The 17464-nt window shown below is 45.8% G+C and carries 7 protein-coding genes and 1 tRNA gene; 6 read left to right on the top strand and 2 right to left on the bottom strand.

Features of this window, described 5'->3' with window-relative positions; all coding sequences use genetic code 11:
• Positions 1–171 precede the first annotated feature (171 nt).
• The 6 genes from EXU57_RS12360 to EXU57_RS12335 all read left to right on the top strand — a co-directional run bounded on the left by EXU57_RS12360 (position 172) and on the right by EXU57_RS12335 (position 13756).
• Complete coding sequence (locus EXU57_RS12360; RefSeq protein ID WP_133268528.1) at positions 172–489, top strand: hypothetical protein; 318 nt, start codon at positions 172–174, stop codon at positions 487–489.
• Between the two features lie 136 nt (positions 490–625).
• Positions 626–699 (top strand) — tRNA-Met (locus EXU57_RS12355).
• A 242-nt stretch (positions 700–941) separates the two neighbouring features.
• Entirely contained in the window at positions 942–2444 is a 1503-nt protein-coding gene (locus EXU57_RS12350; RefSeq protein ID WP_243745584.1) for a carboxypeptidase M32, read from the top strand.
• A gap of 543 nt (positions 2445–2987) precedes the next feature.
• The gene (locus tag EXU57_RS12345) at positions 2988–7802 is read left to right on the top strand and encodes a PKD domain-containing protein (protein ID WP_133268527.1); all 4815 of its coding nucleotides are present in this window, start codon (positions 2988–2990) and stop codon (positions 7800–7802) included.
• Between the two features lie 91 nt (positions 7803–7893).
• Positions 7894–12669, top strand: coding sequence for a PKD domain-containing protein (locus tag EXU57_RS12340; protein ID WP_133268526.1), 4776 nt, complete (start codon positions 7894–7896; stop codon positions 12667–12669).
• 52 nt (positions 12670–12721) lie between these two features.
• Complete coding sequence (locus tag EXU57_RS12335; RefSeq protein ID WP_133268525.1) at positions 12722–13756, top strand: PorP/SprF family type IX secretion system membrane protein; 1035 nt, start codon at positions 12722–12724, stop codon at positions 13754–13756.
• Positions 13757–13875: 119 nt separating this feature from the next.
• Here EXU57_RS12335 and EXU57_RS12330 read toward each other — a convergent pair whose 3' ends face one another.
• Complete coding sequence (locus EXU57_RS12330) at positions 13876–15195, bottom strand: aspartate kinase (RefSeq protein WP_133268524.1); 1320 nt, start codon at positions 15193–15195, stop codon at positions 13876–13878.
• 395 nt (positions 15196–15590) lie between these two features.
• The gene (locus EXU57_RS12325) at positions 15591–16817 is read right to left on the bottom strand and encodes an NADP-dependent isocitrate dehydrogenase (protein WP_133268523.1); all 1227 of its coding nucleotides are present in this window, start codon (positions 16815–16817) and stop codon (positions 15591–15593) included.
• Between the last annotated feature and the right edge of the window lie 647 nt (positions 16818–17464).

The following is a 17464-nucleotide window of genomic DNA, read 5'->3' as shown; positions in this document are numbered from 1 at the left end:
GTTAGCAATACTGCGCTTACCTCTCAAAAAGCTCTGGCATTTTCAGGTGTTTATACGCTTGCTACCGGCATAGGGTGAATGTACTTTCAACCTATAAATCACCCCGGAAGGTAGTTGTTTACGAATCTGGGCTTTCTCTGTTCACACTACGCTCACTTTTAAGTTGATGTCATGCAAAGTATTCTCAAACAGGAAATTGTTCTGGTGACAGCCGCATTTGAACAAACGCGATTTTATAACTCCAATGGCAAGAACAGCCGTAAGCTTTCGAAAGCAGATGAATTGGAAGAGGCATGTTGGAACGGTATGCTCGAAGTAATGTTGGGCAGCGTTGTTGAGCGATCGGCAAGTGGTAAACGCCTGGGCTTGTCGAACGTTCGCCAGGGCGATGAGATCGTAGAAGTTGAACTTTGTGATTATCCGATTCCGAATGAACGTCATTTATCAATATGCCCGTACGACTTTGTGTACAGCATTGTATGGAATTGAGCAAAATTGAAGAGCTTAATTCGAATGATGATCAAGAGCTGGCCTGCCGGGAAAGCAACGTTTTCAAGCATAAAAAACAAACTTAGTACCCGCGCCCGGTTTTTTAATCGAAACCCATATATTTGCAGCCCAAAATGGCGAGGTAGCTCAGCTGGTTAGAGCATCGGATTCATAACCCGAAGGTCGGCAGTTCAAGTCTGCTCCTCGCTACACAAGGTCACTCACAAGGTGGCCTTTTTTTATGCCCTCTCCTGAACTGTATTCCTGTGCACATTTAACACTTTCACTCTTCCAGGTTGTTTTTTTTTTGTTACGAGCAGAGGTTCATTGATGATACATCGTTGCCACGCTCGCTTGTACGGCAAACCACTGTTGAGCAATGTTTCCGGTAATTAACGGGCATAAACGAAAAAATCATTATCAATATCTTTGCGCTCCCACATTATCAGCTCATGAACATTCGTACTGCCACAACAGACCTCTATAACAGCTATTGCGATCAGATGAGAAAGATCGCCGACGTCCGGTATTCATTGGCTGTATTGCAGTGGGATCAGGAAACTTACCTGCCGCCACTCGGAGCAGACATCCGGGGTCGGCAGATTGCTACCCTCACCGAAATCGCACACGAGATGTTCACCAGCCATTCGTTTGGCGATCTGCTTAGCAATCTCGTTGAAAGAACAGAATTAACTCCCGAAGAACGCAGGAATGTTGAACTTTCGCTGGAAGACTATACAAAGTCAAAAAAGTTCACTCCTGAATTTGTGCGCGCGAGGAGCGAAGCCATTTCGGCATCGTTTCACCATTGGCTACTTGCCCGCAAAGAAAACAGTTACGCGGTATTCAAGCCCTACCTGGAAGAAGTGATCCGGTTTAAACGAGAGGAGGCAGAACTGTTGGGCTACGAAAAACACCCCTACGATGCACTGATGGATGAATATGAAAAGGGCAGTACGGTTGATTTGGCCGACAAGATTTTCGCTGATGTACAAGGTCCGCTTCGGGCCTTGCTGAACGAAGTACAACAACGGCCCGAAGCGGACGACAGTTTCATGCAACAGCACTTTCCAAAAGACGAGCAGTGGGCATGGGGTCAATACCTTGCAACACAACTTGGGTTCAGTTTCGGAGCTGGCCGGCAGGATATTGCAGAGCACCCGTTTTGCACCAACTTCAATAACCGGGATGTACGAATTACCACCAGGATAAGTGAAAATGACTTCTATAACATGACCTGGAGTACCATCCACGAGGTTGGTCATGCTTTATATGAGCAGGGACTACCATCAATTCAGTACGGGCTTCCTTTGGGAGAATATACCTCGTTAAGTATTCACGAATCCCAATCGCGATTGTGGGAGAATAATGTCGCAAGGGGATTGCCTTTCTGGACCTGGTATTATCCCATCTTACAACATAGATTTCCTGCCCAGTTTGCCAATGTGGGTATACTGCAATTCATCAACGCAGTCAATAAGGTTAAACCATCGCTTGTACGAACCGAAGCAGATGAGCTTACATACCACTTCCATGTCATGATCCGTTACGAACTCGAGAAACAACTTATTGCAGGCAGCCTGAATGCCGCTGATGTTCCGGGGTTTTGGAATGAGCAATACGAAAAGCTACTTGGGCTAAAGGTTCCCGATGACAGGCAAGGTGCGTTGCAGGACGTTCACTGGAGCCATGGCAGTTTTGGTTATTTTGCTACATACAGCCTGGGCAGCTTTTACGCCGCACAATTCTGGCAACAGGTAAACGACGACATCCCGGCCTTAACAAATGAACTCTCCACAACCGGTTCAAGCGCCTTGCTGCTCGATTGGTTACGCACCCGCATACATGTACATGGCCGCAGGTATACGAGCGAAGAACTTTGCAAGATGGTAACCGGCAAAGGGCTCGACAGCACTGTTTTTGTGGACTACTTGCGCTCCAAACTACGCTCTTGAAAACAAATGACAGCCAAAACCCCACTACCATATCATACGTAAACCCTCAACTAACCTGGTAATACCCGGAATTCACCCCGTTGCTACCCGAAACAGCAGCCTTCAAATTTCTTCTTCAACCCCTCAATACCCAATACCCAATACCCAATACCCAATACCCAATACCTCAATACCCATACTACCTTTCCGCAATCCGCCAATCCGTAATCCGCCATTGTCTCAATCCCCAATACCTCAATACCCAATCACTCAATACCCAATACCCTTACCACCTTTCTCCAATCCGCAATCCGCCAATCCACAATCCGCCATGCCTTCAATGCAGACCCCCAATCCAACTATTGGAAAAGTTTTCCGGAAATTGGACGGTTCGATGGTGCTGTAAACCTGCGTTTTGCGCTGGTATAGCTTAATATCTGCTAAAAATTCCCGTAAAAAGACAATGGTATAAAATAAAATTCCTGGAAACGGGTTTATAGTAATTGATCAGGAAGCGTTGTTTTCCGATATCCAATTTTGAATAACCAATCCAGTAGAATTTCTATGAAACCATTCCAAACGGCAGTGTTCAAATTATGCCAACTGTGTACACTGCTCCTCCTTGTCCATGCAGCCAAAGCACAGCAGGTTACGGCTGATTTCTCTGCAGATCTGCGTTCCGGTTGCTCTCCCATGGTGGTCAATTTCAAAGACCTTTCCACCGGTAACCCTACCAGCTGGAGATGGAACCTCGGAAACGGGACACTCTCGTCGTTACAAAATCCTACAGCAACTTATTTCAATCCTGGTGCATACACCATTAAACTGGTGGCACGCAATGCCAGTGGGGTTGATTCAGTAGTACGCACCCAATATATCGTGGTAAATGCTAATCCGGAAGCAAACTTTGGAGCGTCCGATTCAACAGGATGTTTTCCTTTACCTGTACAGTTTACAGACAGCAGTGTTGCCGGTTCGGGTACGTTAACAAACTGGCAGTGGGACTTTGGAGATGGTACTTTATCGTCGCTCAAAAATCCAAAACATACTTATACCGGCCCCGGTAATTTCACAGTCACGTTAAGGGTAACCAATTCAAATGGTTGTGTAAAGTTGTTTACACGGCCCGCATTTATCAGGTTACAAACAGGTGTTCAGGCTGCTTTCAGTCATTCCACTACTTCCGGTTGTTCAACACCGGCAGCAGTAACCTTTAATAACACGTCGATCGGAACAGGGTCAGTAAACTATAAATGGTTATTTGGTGACGGTAGCACCTCCACGCTCCAACATCCAAATCACTTATACCAAAAGGCAGGTACCTATACGGTTACCCTGATTGTAACAAACAGTACTGGTTGCGCCGATACGCTGGTAAAAACCAATGCCATAAACATTGGTGTTGTGCAGGCAAACTTTACCAAACCTGATACCATCTGTGCCGGCCAAACGTTTGTCCTTACCAACACCTCAAATCCAACTACTGTTTCCTCCAAATGGGACTTTGGCGATGGTACTACTTCTACCAGCATAAATCCATCAAAAGATTACAGAACCGGTGGTACTTATCAAATTACGCTTATTAACGATTTCGGAGGATGTAAGGATACCGTTACCAAAACAATCGTTATTATAGCTAAGCCGGTACCCGCGTTTACCGCGGTAAATAACAACAGTTGTGGAACACCTCTGATAGTAAGCTTTACCAACAAATCTGTTGGTGGAAGCAAGTACATATGGGACTTTGGTGATGGTGTTACTTCCAATGATGTAAACCCGGTACATACCTATACACGTGCCGGCACCTTTACCGTTACGCTGACCGCAACAAGTTCCCAAAACTGTTCTGAGTCAACGGTTAAATTCAACTTCGTTAAAATCGTTCCGCCATCCATAAAAAAGCTTGGAGACTTTCCGGCGAAGGCTTGTTTACCGTACACTTTATCGGTGCAACCGGTGATCGAAACCAACGAACCTGTTACCAGCTACTTCTGGGATTTTGGAGATGGCTTTACTTCAACCCTGGCTACACCAAATCATACTTATACAACCGCAGGCGACTTTACGGTAAAGCTTAGAATTACGACTGCTCCGGGTTGTGTTGACTCACTTGTGCAGGTAAAGGCCGTGCAGGTTGGTCATAAACCCCTGACTGCTTTTTCAGCTGTACCACGCGATGTATGTGCCCAGGTGGCCGTAGTTTTTAAAGACGAGACAACCGGCCCCCAAGTTCACTCCTGGCTTTGGAGCTTCGGTGATGGTGGTACTTCTGCTTTGAAAAACCCGGTGCATAATTATGCTGATACGGGCAAGTTTGATGTTCAGTTGATTACCTCAAACTTCGGCTGTATGGATACCGTAAAGAAAGTCGAATACATACGGGTAAGGCCACCGGTGGCTGTGTTTGAAACACAATTTGATTGTACTGACCGTCTTACGCGTACTTTCAAAAACAAATCTATTGGGGCGACTACCTGGTTTTGGGATTTTGGTGATGGTTCAACATCAACCGTTCCCAGCCCAACCCATACTTACGCAAAAGCAGGAGCATACTTTGTAACACTTAAAGTTACCAATGCAACCTGTGAGCACAGCAGCACCCAAACCGTTACATTAATTAATGAAAAAGGTAACTTAAGCATCAGTGATGCCGTCGTATGCCGAAACGGACAACTAACGTTTAACGTTGCAAATATCAATACTTCAAATATCGCCTCGTACAACTGGTATTTTGAAGGTCTTGGAAATGCCATGAGAACCACCAATCAAACCCCGGTAACGCACAGTTACACCACTTCGGGTACTAAACAGGTTGCTGTAATAATTACTGATTTGCTTGGCTGTAAGGACACCCTTTACAGTAGTGCACCGGTGAGCGTATATGGTCCTACTGCAGGATTTCAAACCTTCATTCCCGGAACCTGCGTAAACACCGGGGTTACATTTACGGATACATCTTCAAGCGATGGCCTTCATCCAATAAGCCAGTGGACATGGAACTATGGCGACACTACCGTAAGAAATAATGGTGGTACGTTTCTGCACAGCTTCAGAAACCCGGGTACATTCAGCATCAGTCTTGTAGTTACTGATAGCCGGGGATGCCGCGATAGCATATTCAAAAGTAATGTACTGAACATCACCCGTCCTCTTGCATCTTTCACCATCAGGGACAGCATGCTTTGCCCTGCAACAACCCTGGACATTACGAATAAATCCTGGGGCATGAACCTTAAGCAGGTTTGGAGCTTCGGCGACGGCAATGTTGTAACAACCAATCAGCCTCTGCACAGTTATGCTGCTGACGGCAACTACACCATTGGCCTGAGAGTAACCGACATTTATGGTTGTACAGACTCAATGAGCAGTAAGGTGAGTGTTTTTAAGGCAAACGCCGCTTTTGCAATGAGCGACTCATTTTCAACCTGTCCACCATTGCTCGTTAACTTTTCTTCAACAACCAACAACTTTACCAACCATGGCTACGACTTTGGCGACGGAGGTGTATCTACCTTATTGAGCCCATCTCACTTGTATACCTATCCTGGAACGTATTATGTAAAAAGGTGGGCGATCAATAACGGCGGATGTACCGATACTGTCATTCAGAAGATTGTTATCCAGGGCCCAAGAGGAAAAATCAGCTATAATCCGCTGGTTTCCTGTAACCCTGCCAAGGTTGATTTTACTGCTACCACAGAAAATTGCGTGAACTATGTTTGGGACTACGACGACGGAACAACAGTGTTCTCCACCAAAACGGCTATGTCACACGTTTACGGTTCAACCGGGATGTACATACCCAAGATCATTCTTGAAGATGCATCAGGTTGCAAAGTTCCGGTAACAGGAACCGACACCATCAGGGTAATGGGCGTAGAAACTTTCGTAACATCAAACAATCGATTATTGTGCGACAGCGGTCTGGTTTCTTTTACCGACTCTACAATTTCAAATGACCTTATTACTTCTTATAAATGGGACTTTGGTGACGGAACTACATCAACAAAGCAATCGGCTGTTCACAATTATAAAGCTACTGGCTGGTACCCGGTGACACTAACCACAACCACCCAAACGGGCTGTGTGGCAACCGCAACAGAACAGAAGTACATCAAAGTGGTTAGCAGCCCGGATATCCGAATCACGGGTAATACTTCTGCGTGTGAGCCGGCTGCATTTCCTTTCCAGGGCACTGTTGTTAAAAAAGATACTGCCTCGCTTTCATGGAGCTGGAGTTTCGATAACGGACAAACCTCAACATTGGCAAACCCCGCTGCACAGTATTACTCAGCCGCCGGAAACTATAATGTTCGGGCTATTGCCACCAACATGGATGGTTGCAGCGATACATCGTTGTTGGCCATCACTGTTCAACCAAAACCTGTTGTTGATGCGGGTGCTGACACAGAGATTTGCCGTGGACAAACACTGCAGCTTAACCCAACAGGCGCCGATACCTATTTATGGGCACCACACCTTACACTTAATTGTAACAATTGTAACACACCAACTGCCAGGCCGCTGAGTGCAATAACCTACCGGGTAACCGGGAAGACTATATTTGGATGTACCAGTGAAGACTCGATTACTGTTCAGGTAAAGCAACCATTTAAGATGACAGTGGGGCGTGGCGACACCCTTTGCGACAACCAAAGTTTTAAATTAAGCGCATCGGGAGCAAGCAGCTACCAGTGGACACCGGCACTGTACCTCAATAATCCAACAGCAGCTACTCCTACAACAACCCCAAAGTCAAGTGTCAGGTACCAGGTAATCGGAACGGACGATAAAAACTGCTTTACCGATACCGGTTACGTAGATATGAAGGTGTACAGCATGCCAAAAGTTGAAATCAATGGCGACAGTGTACTTACTTTAAATGTTGGAAGTACACTTAAGTTAGGAACTACCGCATCATCCGATATCACTAAATGGAAATGGTCGCCTTCCCTTGGGTTGGATTGTATTACCTGCGCTTCCCCTACCACATCCGTTACGCAAAACGTTACCTACACGGTTATCGCGGCAAATGATGGTAATTGTATCGCACGGGATCAGGTAACTGTACAGGTGCTTTGTAACAACGCAAACATCTTTATGCCAAATACCTTCTCACCGAATGGCGATGGTGCAAACGACGTTTTCTACCCACGTGGTAAAGGTGTTTTCAGCATTAAGTCGTTCAGGGTATTTAACCGTTGGGGCCAGGTAGTATTCGAAAGAGGAGCAACAAATGCAAATGATGCTTCACAGGGTTGGGATGGCACCTTTAACGGTGTTAAACAAAATGCAGATGTATTCCTGTTTATTGCGGATGTAATTTGTGAGAATGGGGCTATTTTCCCGATTAAAGGAAATGTTACGCTTTTGAGGTAAACGATTGAGTCAGAATACATAACAAAAAGGCAATAAGTTATCTTTTGGTAGCTTATTGCTTTTTTGTAGTTTTCTGATAATTTCACCGCCTATGGGCAGAGGTTTACATGGTTTAATTGGTTTCCTGATTTGTCTTCTGGCCCCTTTCTTCGCCTATACACAACAGCCCGTCGGACAGTTTTCAGCAGATGTAGTTTCAGGCTGCACCCCGCTAATTGTGAAGTTTTCTGACCGGTCGACCAATAATCCAACTTCCTGGAACTGGGACCTCGGCAACGGAACCATTTCCAATGTAAAAGATCCTGTTACTTCTTATTTCCTTCCCGGGTTATATACCGTTACGCTTACAGTTACAAACGCTGCAGGCTCATCAACGGTCATCAAAACAGATTATATCACGGCACATCCGGTGCCTATTGCAGATTTTTCATCAACGGATACGTCCGGATGTCTGCCATTTGAGGCGCGGTTTACCGATGCCTCCGGTGGAAACGTAACCCAGTGGGAATGGAACTTCGGTGACGGTACCACAAGCACCCAGAAGAATCCATCGCACCTTTATGCGTCACCGGGAACATATGGCATCTATCTTAAGGTAACGAATAATGTAGGCTGTTCCAATGTGCTGTTCCGGCCGAATTATATAACTGTTGGCGGTGCCAAAGCAGCCTTCTCTTTTAACGCCCCGGTTTATTGCAACTTTCCTGTTTCCATCCCTTTTAAAAACGAAACGGTTGCAAGTGGCAACGTAAGTTATAGCTGGGATTTTGGCGACGGTACCCCCGTAAGCAACGACGCCAATCCGGTGCACAATTACACCAACTTTGGCAATTATACCATAGCCCTCATTGTAGCAGCAGGTAATGGTTGTAGCGATACAATCAGGAAAACTGTTTCGCTGCCCAACAGGGTTACCCGGTTTAGCGGGCCCGATAGCTTGTGTATCGGCCAGGTTGCCACCTTTAATGTAACATCTACCCCAACACCGGTTAATATATTGTGGACCCTGGGTGACGGGTCCACTTCCACCAGTTCTACCGTGCGGCATACCTACAAAACCGCCGGAACCTATAGGGTTAGCATGACAAACGATTTTATTGGTTGCAGTGATTCTGCATTCAAGAATGTGGTCATCATCGATAGCCCGGCAGTGAGCTTCACTGCCCCGGTTACAAAAAGTTGTAAGACCCCACTCACGGTAAACTTCCAGGCAAGCGGTTCAGGTATCGTAAAATGGCAATGGGAATTTGGTGATGGGGCCACTTCGACAGAGCAGAACCCGGCTCATACCTATACAAAAGCAGGTTATTTCAACGTCAGGTTGGTTGCCACGAATGCCAATGGTTGTTCATCTGTACAGAAGATCGACTCATTTGTTCAGATAATACCAGCAGCATTGGGTGTTTTCAACCTGCCATCGAATGGATGTGCCCCTTATACATTTAGCCCGATAGCTTCCTTTACTTCGCTTGATGGAATAGCATCGATAGCCTGGGATTTTGGTGATGGCTATACAACCACCGGCCAAAATCCATCTCACACTTATACGACACCTGGGGTTTATACGTTTAGAGTCCGTTTGGTAACAAATAGTGGATGTACCGACTCCCTGGTGTTCCCGAATTCCATACGAGTGGGTTTACCTGTTGTGGTGGACTTCACCGCAAATCCTACAATGGTTTGCGCGGGAAGTCCCGTTTCTTTTGCAGCTGCTGTTTCCGGCCCATCGTTAACTTATGCATGGGAATTTGGTGATGGCAAAAATGCGTTTACATCCAACCCTGTTACTCAGTATAAGGATACCGGGAAGTTTGACGTAAGGCTCGTGGTTACCTCTAGCGGCTGCGTTTCGAGCTTAACAAAACCTGGGTTTATTACGGTGAGGGGAACTGTGTCGCGGTTTACTGCGCAGCCCGAATGTGCTCAACGACGCACCATAAACTTCAAAAATAATTCTATATCTGCCGTAACGCAGCATTGGGATTTTGGCGATGGAGTTACCTCAACAGCTGTAAATCCGGTACATACCTATTCAACCCCCGGAGTTTACCAGGTTCGGCTGATAACCACAAATAATTCATGCAACGATACCTCGTATCAAAATGTTGTTGCCTCCTCCGTGCCTGTAAACGTTACCATATCGAAGGACACGCTATGTAAGGGCGAAAGTGCAATTATTAGTATAATTCATCCTCATCCTGAACTGATCGCCGGTTATTATTGGAACTTTGATGGCAGCAACGTTTATCAGAGTTCAGGCGCTACTTACAACCGGCAGTTTAACACCTCGGGTACTTACACGTTCAAAGCCTACACCGTAGACCGCGCCGGTTGTACAGACACGATAATCAAACCAAACTTTGTACGCGTTAATGGCCCAACTCCATGGTTTGGTTCAAGCGATATCAATGGCTGTTCGGGAACAACCATCGACTTTTTGGACTCGACAGTTAACGACGGCGTTAACCGCGTAAACAGGTGGACCTGGGATTATGGTGACGGATCGATTGAAACCCTAACCGCTGGACCATTCAGGCATGTTTACGCGTCAACAGGTAGCTATCGTGTGAAGTTGAGGGTGCAGGACCAAAGTGGCTGTTCCGACACTGTGAGCCGAATAAATGTTGTTGGATCATTTGAAGCAAAGGCTAACTTTTCTTCGATTGATACGGTAAGCTGCCCTGGTGAAGAAGTTGCCTTTTCCAATCTTTCTTCAGGATCGATCGCCAGCTATGCGTGGGATTTTGGTGATGGCACCACCAGCAATGCCAGAACCCCGCTTCATCGGTATAGCGATACCGGCTCTTACTCTGTCAGGCTCACTGTAACAACTGCAACAGGCTGTGCAAATACGTTTACCCGTACAAACTACATCAAAACCAACAGGCCGCTTGCCCGCTTCCGGGTGAGCGATAGCATGACCACCTGCGCACCCCTACAGGTTAACTTCCGGGATAGTAGCGTTGGAAATGTTAGCTGGAACTGGTCATTCGGGGATGGTTCATTTGCTGCCGTTAAAAACCCCGCTAAGGTATATGCGGTTCCCGGCGACTTTATTGCAAAGCTTGTTGTAATAAGTGCCAATGGTTGCAAAGACTCGGCTTTTCAAACCTTAAAAATTGCGGGTCCGTATGGCGTTGTTACTTATTCACCAAAAATTGGCTGCTCGCCCGTTGAGGTGTCCTTTAAGGCAGAAACCAATGGTGCTGCTAATTTCACCTGGGACTTTGATGATGGCGTAGTAGTAGCAAGCAATGATTCCACCATCGTTCATACCTACAGCTCCGGTGGTACTTATCTGCCGAGGGTATTACTCAAGGATAATTCCGGTTGTACAATAGCCTTTTCAGGAACGGATACCATTTTCGCGGAAAGATTATTGCCCAGGTTCACCGTGGACAAAACACAGTTGTGCGACAGTGGTACTGTTGTTTTTACTGACCAGAGTACCTCTGTTGGAAGGCTTTCTTATCTCTGGGACTTTGGCGACGGTAATCGCTCAACCACCAGCAACCCGGTACATCGATACTTGCTACCGGGAGTATACTCGGTAAAGCTGGTTATATCTTCCTATGGTTGTACGGATTCTGTAATATCCTCATCACTTATCCGGGTTTTTAAGTCTCCATCAGCCAGCATCCTGGCCGACTCAATTGCCTGTGCTCCAGCCACAATTACATTCAACTCAGTAGTTGCAACTGATACTTCGGCTATCGTGAGGTGGCAATGGTCGTTCGCTAACGGGCAAACTTCCAACCTTCAAAATCCGCCTGGTCAAACGTTTAATGCTGCGGGCACCCTGGTAAACCGGTTAACGATTACGAACAGCCGGGGCTGCAGTTCTACGGTTGAGAAAGCTATCGTGATCAACGTACTTCCCTCAATCTCGCTAGGTACCGACACCACCATTTGTAGGGGTGATAGTATCAGGCTTCGTTCAACAGGGGCAACAACCGTTAGCTGGTCGCCAGCTGATAACTTAAGTTGTACAACGTGTCTGGAGCCATTTGCATACCCCTCTGAAGACAGAATCTATCGAGTGAAAGCAATGTCGGGTTTTTGCTCCAGTGAAGATTCCATCCTGGTGAAAGTTCAGCAGCCTTATAAGGTTGCCGTACAGTCCGGCGCAACAGCAATATGCGCTGGGACAGCAGTGCAACTAAATGCATCAGGTGCGCCAAACTACCTTTGGACACCAAACAGGGGACTGAATGCAAACATGATTTCAAACCCGGTTGCCACGCCTGACTCATCGATCAGCTATAAAGTATTGGGATACGATACGCTGGGTTGTTTCAATGACACCGGTTTTGTTTCCATCAATGTTACCAGCAAGCCAACGGTAAGTCTTGGGCCCGACATCAACCTGCTTTCAGGAGGCAATTCAGTTTTAACTCCGGTTGTGTCAACAGATGTTACCCGGTACCAATGGACGCCCGTTGCAGGCTTGAGTTGTAGTGGGTGTGCCAACCCGGTTGCCACACCTAAAACAACCACAACTTATAAATTGACCGTTCAAAACGGGGGCGGCTGTACTGCGGAAGATTCTGTGAAGGTGCTGGTACTCTGCGACGAAAATTCAACCCTGTTTATTCCAAATACCTTCTCTCCAAATGGGGATGGTGCTAACGATGTTTTCTATGTTCGCGGAAGGAGTATGAGTATACAATCGATGCAGGTATTTAACCGATGGGGTGAGCTCGTGTTTGATCGCAAGAACATTTCCGTTAACAACGCAGCCGATGGGTGGGATGGCACGTTCAAGGGAAGAAAAGCAGATGCGGGCGTATTTATCTATGTTGTAACGGTTAGTTGCTCAGCTGGCAAGCCGCTGAAATATACAGGAAATATCACTTTGATTCAATAATCTGTACAGGTATGCGTTATATGATATATCCAATCTATCCAATTAATCCAACATGAAAAGCCTAATTCGTGCATGCTTTTATGCAGTCATCTTTGTTGCCGCAGGTCTGTCCTGTACGGCACAGGATCTTCATTTTTCACAATTCTTCGAAGCACCTTTATTACGTAATCCTTCACTGGCTGGTATTTATACAGGCGACATCAGGTTCCAGGGAGTATACAGGAGCCAATGGGGCAGTGTGTCGGTTCCTTACCAAACGGGTTCATTCGATTTTGAATACAAGAAGCCGGTAGGGCAGGGCGACGACTTCTTAACAACAGGTTTACAGGTATTATACGACAAAGCGGGTTCTACAAATTTTAAAACTACAAACCTGCTTCCCGCACTAAACTATCATAAGTCGTTAAGCACAGAAAAAACTTCGTACCTGTCATTGGGTTTTATGTGCGGGCTGGTACAACGGTCGATAGACAGAACTAAGATGACCACGAACAGCCACTTCGATGGCAATGGGTATAACCCCGCGCTTGCGGACGGGGAGTCTTTTACCAATACGAACTTTGCTTACCTTGATGGTAGCGTTGGAATGTCGTTCAACTCGCAGTTAGGTACACGCGAAAAGGATAACTATTTTGTTGGTCTTGCTTATCACCATTTCAATCGTCCACGAAATTCCTTCTATTCAAATCCTCCTGTTGAATTAAAACCAAAACTGGTTTTTTCTGCAGGTGTTCGGCTTACTGTTGATGAGGTATCTTATATCACCATACAAGCCGACCAAACAAGCCAGGGCTCGAGCAAAGAAAGTATGGCTGGTGCAATGTATTCGCACAAGATCGGGGATGATTATGATAACCCCATGTATACACTTCACCTCGGCGGGTTTTTACGTTGGAAAGACGCCTTTATACCCATGGTTAAAATCGATTATCACCCGTTTTCACTTGGGTTTAGTTATGACGTGAACGTTTCGCAATTAAACACCGCGTCAATGAGCAGGGGAGGTTTCGAAATGTCTGTTTCTTATACGGGTTTCTTCGACCGCGACAACAGTTCAAAAAATGCAGTGCTTTGTCCAAGATTTTAATCTTATAAAATAACCATATCGATCTGATTATACTTAACACGAAAAAGAGAAAGGAGGCCGGGGCCTCCTTTCTCTTTTGATACGAATAACGGCTCGCGTTCGCAAACCCGTCATCAATTTTATAATCCAAATATGCCTTTGTTTAAAAGCTTAAGTGTTTCTGTTTTATAACTCGCAGGTATCAACAACGAAATGTTGTGCTTGCTTCCTCCATAGCTCACCATACGTACGGGAACGTTGTTAATGGCTTCGAACAACCGCTTCATAACATCAGTTGTTTGCACGATTTCGTTGCCCACGATAGAGATGATGGTTTGGTTGTCGTCAATTTCCACGTTGCCATAAGCTTCAAGTTCCTGTAATATACTGTCGAGGTTATCCCTGTTGTCGATGGTTAATGATACCGCCACTTCTGATGTGGTGATCATATCGATAGGTGTGCGGTACTTTTCGAAAACCTCGAACACCTTACGCAAGAAACCATAGGCAAGCAGCATTCTGCTACTCTTGATCTTAATGGCAATGATGCCGTCTTTGGCAGCAACTGCTTTTACCCCGGTGCTTCCTGCTTCCTGCAAGATGATGGTTCCCGATGCTTCAGGCTCCATCGTGTTCAGCAACTTAACTGGAATATTGTAGTGTTGTGCCGGCCATATGGATGCAGGATGAAGGATTTTCGCACCAAAATAAGCAAGCTCGGCAGCCTCGTCGAAACTAAGCTGATCAATCGCCCTTGTTTTTTCTACAACACGTGGATCGTTGTTGTGCATTCCAGAAATGTCCGTCCAGATTTCGCAACTATCGGCTTTGATTGCGGCAGCGATCAGAGAGGCGGTATAGTCACTTCCGCCGCGTTTGAGATTGTCCACTTCCCCCTTATCGTTACGGCAGATATAACCTTGCGTAATAAACAGGGTTTTGTGCTGGTTAGCGGTAAGTATCTGGCTGAGCTTTACTTTAATGCTTCCAATCCGGGGTTCTTCATAGCTATCGATCTGCATAAAATCTAATGCAGGCAACAACATATGATCAATACCTTTTTCATCAAGGTAAACCGAAAACAGTTTTGTGCTCAGCAGTTCACCTTGTGCAAGAATGTCTTTGTTGAGGGCTTCGCTAAACGAAATTTTAAAAATGATTCTCAGGAACTCGAAGTGTTCTGAGATCACTTGCTTTGCTTTGTCAATTGCTTCAGGTGTGCTCAACAATTGGATTATGAAAGTCTGGTAGTGTGCCTCCAGTTGGTCAACGGTTTGCAAAGCGCCACTTCGTTCTCCACGGGCAAGCGAATCGCTAATGGAAACAAGTGCATTGGTAGTGCCGCTTAGGGCGCTGAGCACTACAATTTTGGCATCGTTATCTTTGGTGATCAGGGAAGCAACATCACGCATCCGCTCTGGTTTGCCTACACTTGTTCCGCCAAACTTCATTACTTTCATTATACTTGTTTTTAAAGGAGTGCAAATATAACAGAAGCTGTTCAATTACTGAATTGACGGTGAAAGGCAGTGGTAAACAGGGGTAAGGAAACTTGATTTACACTATCGAAGAATGTTCTGCTTACTGGAAAAATTTAGTTTGTGGGACCATCGCCGGGAACTCTTTTCAACATCGTTGTGTCACTCACTTGTACGGTAACAAGGCTATTCAACTGCTTTTAAACCGAACTTGAAAAAGGGGGAGCCAATAGACATAAGGAAAAGGGCTGCACCGTTGTCCTTCGCGTGAGCCACAATCAGCCTTCGAGTAAAAGATACCTGCAGTTTGCTATACAACCTGTCACAAAAAAAAGTGCCGGGTATTGCCCGGCACTAGAAGAAATAATAAGGTGTGCTTAACCCAATTTTGCCCGCAGGTTTTCGTCAAGCGCATCGAGGAATTCTTCGGTATAAAGATAGTCGGTACCGTGTTCAACATTTGGCTTAACCGTAATCGCAAGGTCTTTGGTCATCTTGCCGCTTTCAACGGTTTCGATACAAACCTGCTCAAGGGTTTGACAGAAGTTGATCAGCTCCTGGTTATTGTCGAGCCGACCGCGGAACTCAAGGCCTCTTGTCCACGCAAATATTGATGCAATTGGATTTGTTGACGTTGGTTTACCTTTCTGGTGTTCGCGGTAGTGACGGGTAACGGTGCCATGCGCTGCTTCAGCTTCCATGGTTCTTCCGTCGGGTGTAACCAGGGTAGAGGTCATTAGGCCGAGTGAGCCAAAGCCCTGTGCAACGGTATCACTTTGTACGTCGCCGTCGTAGTTTTTACAGGCCCATACAAAGTTTCCATTCCATTTAAGTGCACTGGCAACCATGTCGTCGATCAGGCGGTGTTCATAGGTAAGTCCTTTCTCACTAAACTGTTGTTTGAACTCCTGCTGGTAAGTTTCTTCAAAGATGTCTTTAAAGCGACCGTCGTATTTTTTAAGGATGGTGTTTTTGGTTGAAAGGTATAAAGGCCAGCCTTTCATCAGTGATTGGTTAAAACATGCACGGGCAAAACCGCGGATGCTTTCGTCGGTATTGTACATTGCAAGTGCTACACCATCACCTTTAAAGTTGTATACTTCAAACTCCTGCACGGTACCATCTTCGCCTTCAAACTTTACCGTGAGTTTGCCTTTACCTTTTGTTACAAAATCGGTTGCCCGGTACTGATCGCCAAATGCATGACGACCGATACAGATGGGTGCGGTCCAGTTTGGAACAAGCCTTGGAACATTACTCATTACAATAGGCTCACGGAAAACGGTACCATCAAGAATATTGCGGATTGTGCCATTGGGGCTCTTCCACATTTGTTTAAGGTTAAACTCTTTTACGCGTTCTTCGTCGGGGGTGATGGTAGCACATTTGATACCGACGCCATATTGTTTAATCGCATTTGCAGAATCGATAGTTACCTGGTCATTTGTTTCATCGCGGTACTGAATGCCAAGATCATAATACTTGATGTCCAGATCAAGGTAAGGGAGAATTAATTTGTCTTTGATAAACCTCCAGATGATCCGGGTCATTTCGTCGCCGTCCAGCTCAACAACCGGGTTGGCTACCTTAATTTTTTCTGCCATGGTATATTATTTAATTTTTTTATAAACGTTCACAAATGTAAGGTTTTGGTTATTTCACGATCAAGTGGAAGAAACTTTCTTTGAGGCGGCCGGTTATAAAGGCAAAAGTCAAATGGCAAAAGTAAAAAGTCAAAAGTAAAAATTCAAAAGTGAGAACATGTGAACTCAGACGTGGTTCAGGATGACGTGCATTGCTCTACAGCTTACTGAGCTTAATGAATTGTTTTTTCGAGTAGGATCCGTATTTCCTAATCCGCTCAATGATCCTCTTCCGCACGCAATTCCGCTTCTCATTTGATGCAACTATCTAATTTGCCAATCCGCAATCCGTAATCCGCAATGGATCCGCTTACCTGTAGCAACGCGGCTTCTCCCATTCGCTGCGATTATCCAATTCGCCAATCCGCAATCCCTAACCCGCCAATGGATCCTCTTCTCTGTGGCAACGGGGGTTCTTCCATTTGCAGGGAATATCCAATTCCCCAATCCGCAATCCGTAATTCGATGATAGATCCGCTTCCCTGTAGCATCGCGGGTTCTTCCATTTGCAGCGATTATCCAATTCGCCAATCCGCAATCCGTAATGCGCAATGGATCCGCTTACCTGTAGCAACGCGGCTTCTCCCATTTGCGGTGGGTTAAGGTGG

The organism is Segetibacter sp. 3557_3, from assembly GCF_004354985.1.
In the GTDB taxonomy this organism is placed as follows: Bacteria; Bacteroidota; Bacteroidia; order Chitinophagales; family Chitinophagaceae; genus Segetibacter.
The sequence above is the reverse complement of the archived record's forward strand: the minus strand, read 5'-3'. Positions and strand labels throughout refer to the sequence as shown.

What these genes read in the sequence shown, in the direction of transcription:
- EXU57_RS12335 (WP_133268525.1), top strand. Translation starts at nt 12,722, where the DNA reads ATGAAAAGCCTAATTCGTGCATGCTTTTATGCAGTCATCTTTGTTGCC.
- EXU57_RS12350 (WP_243745584.1), top strand. Translation starts at nt 942, where the DNA reads ATGAACATTCGTACTGCCACAACAGACCTCTATAACAGCTATTGCGAT.
- EXU57_RS12330 (WP_133268524.1), bottom strand. Translation starts at nt 15,195, where the DNA reads ATGAAAGTAATGAAGTTTGGCGGAACAAGTGTAGGCAAACCAGAGCGG.
- EXU57_RS12340 (WP_133268526.1), top strand. Translation starts at nt 7,894, where the DNA reads ATGGGCAGAGGTTTACATGGTTTAATTGGTTTCCTGATTTGTCTTCTG.
- EXU57_RS12325 (WP_133268523.1), bottom strand. Translation starts at nt 16,817, where the DNA reads ATGGCAGAAAAAATTAAGGTAGCCAACCCGGTTGTTGAGCTGGACGGC.
- EXU57_RS12345 (WP_133268527.1), top strand. Translation starts at nt 2,988, where the DNA reads ATGAAACCATTCCAAACGGCAGTGTTCAAATTATGCCAACTGTGTACA.
- EXU57_RS12360 (WP_133268528.1), top strand. Translation starts at nt 172, where the DNA reads ATGCAAAGTATTCTCAAACAGGAAATTGTTCTGGTGACAGCCGCATTT.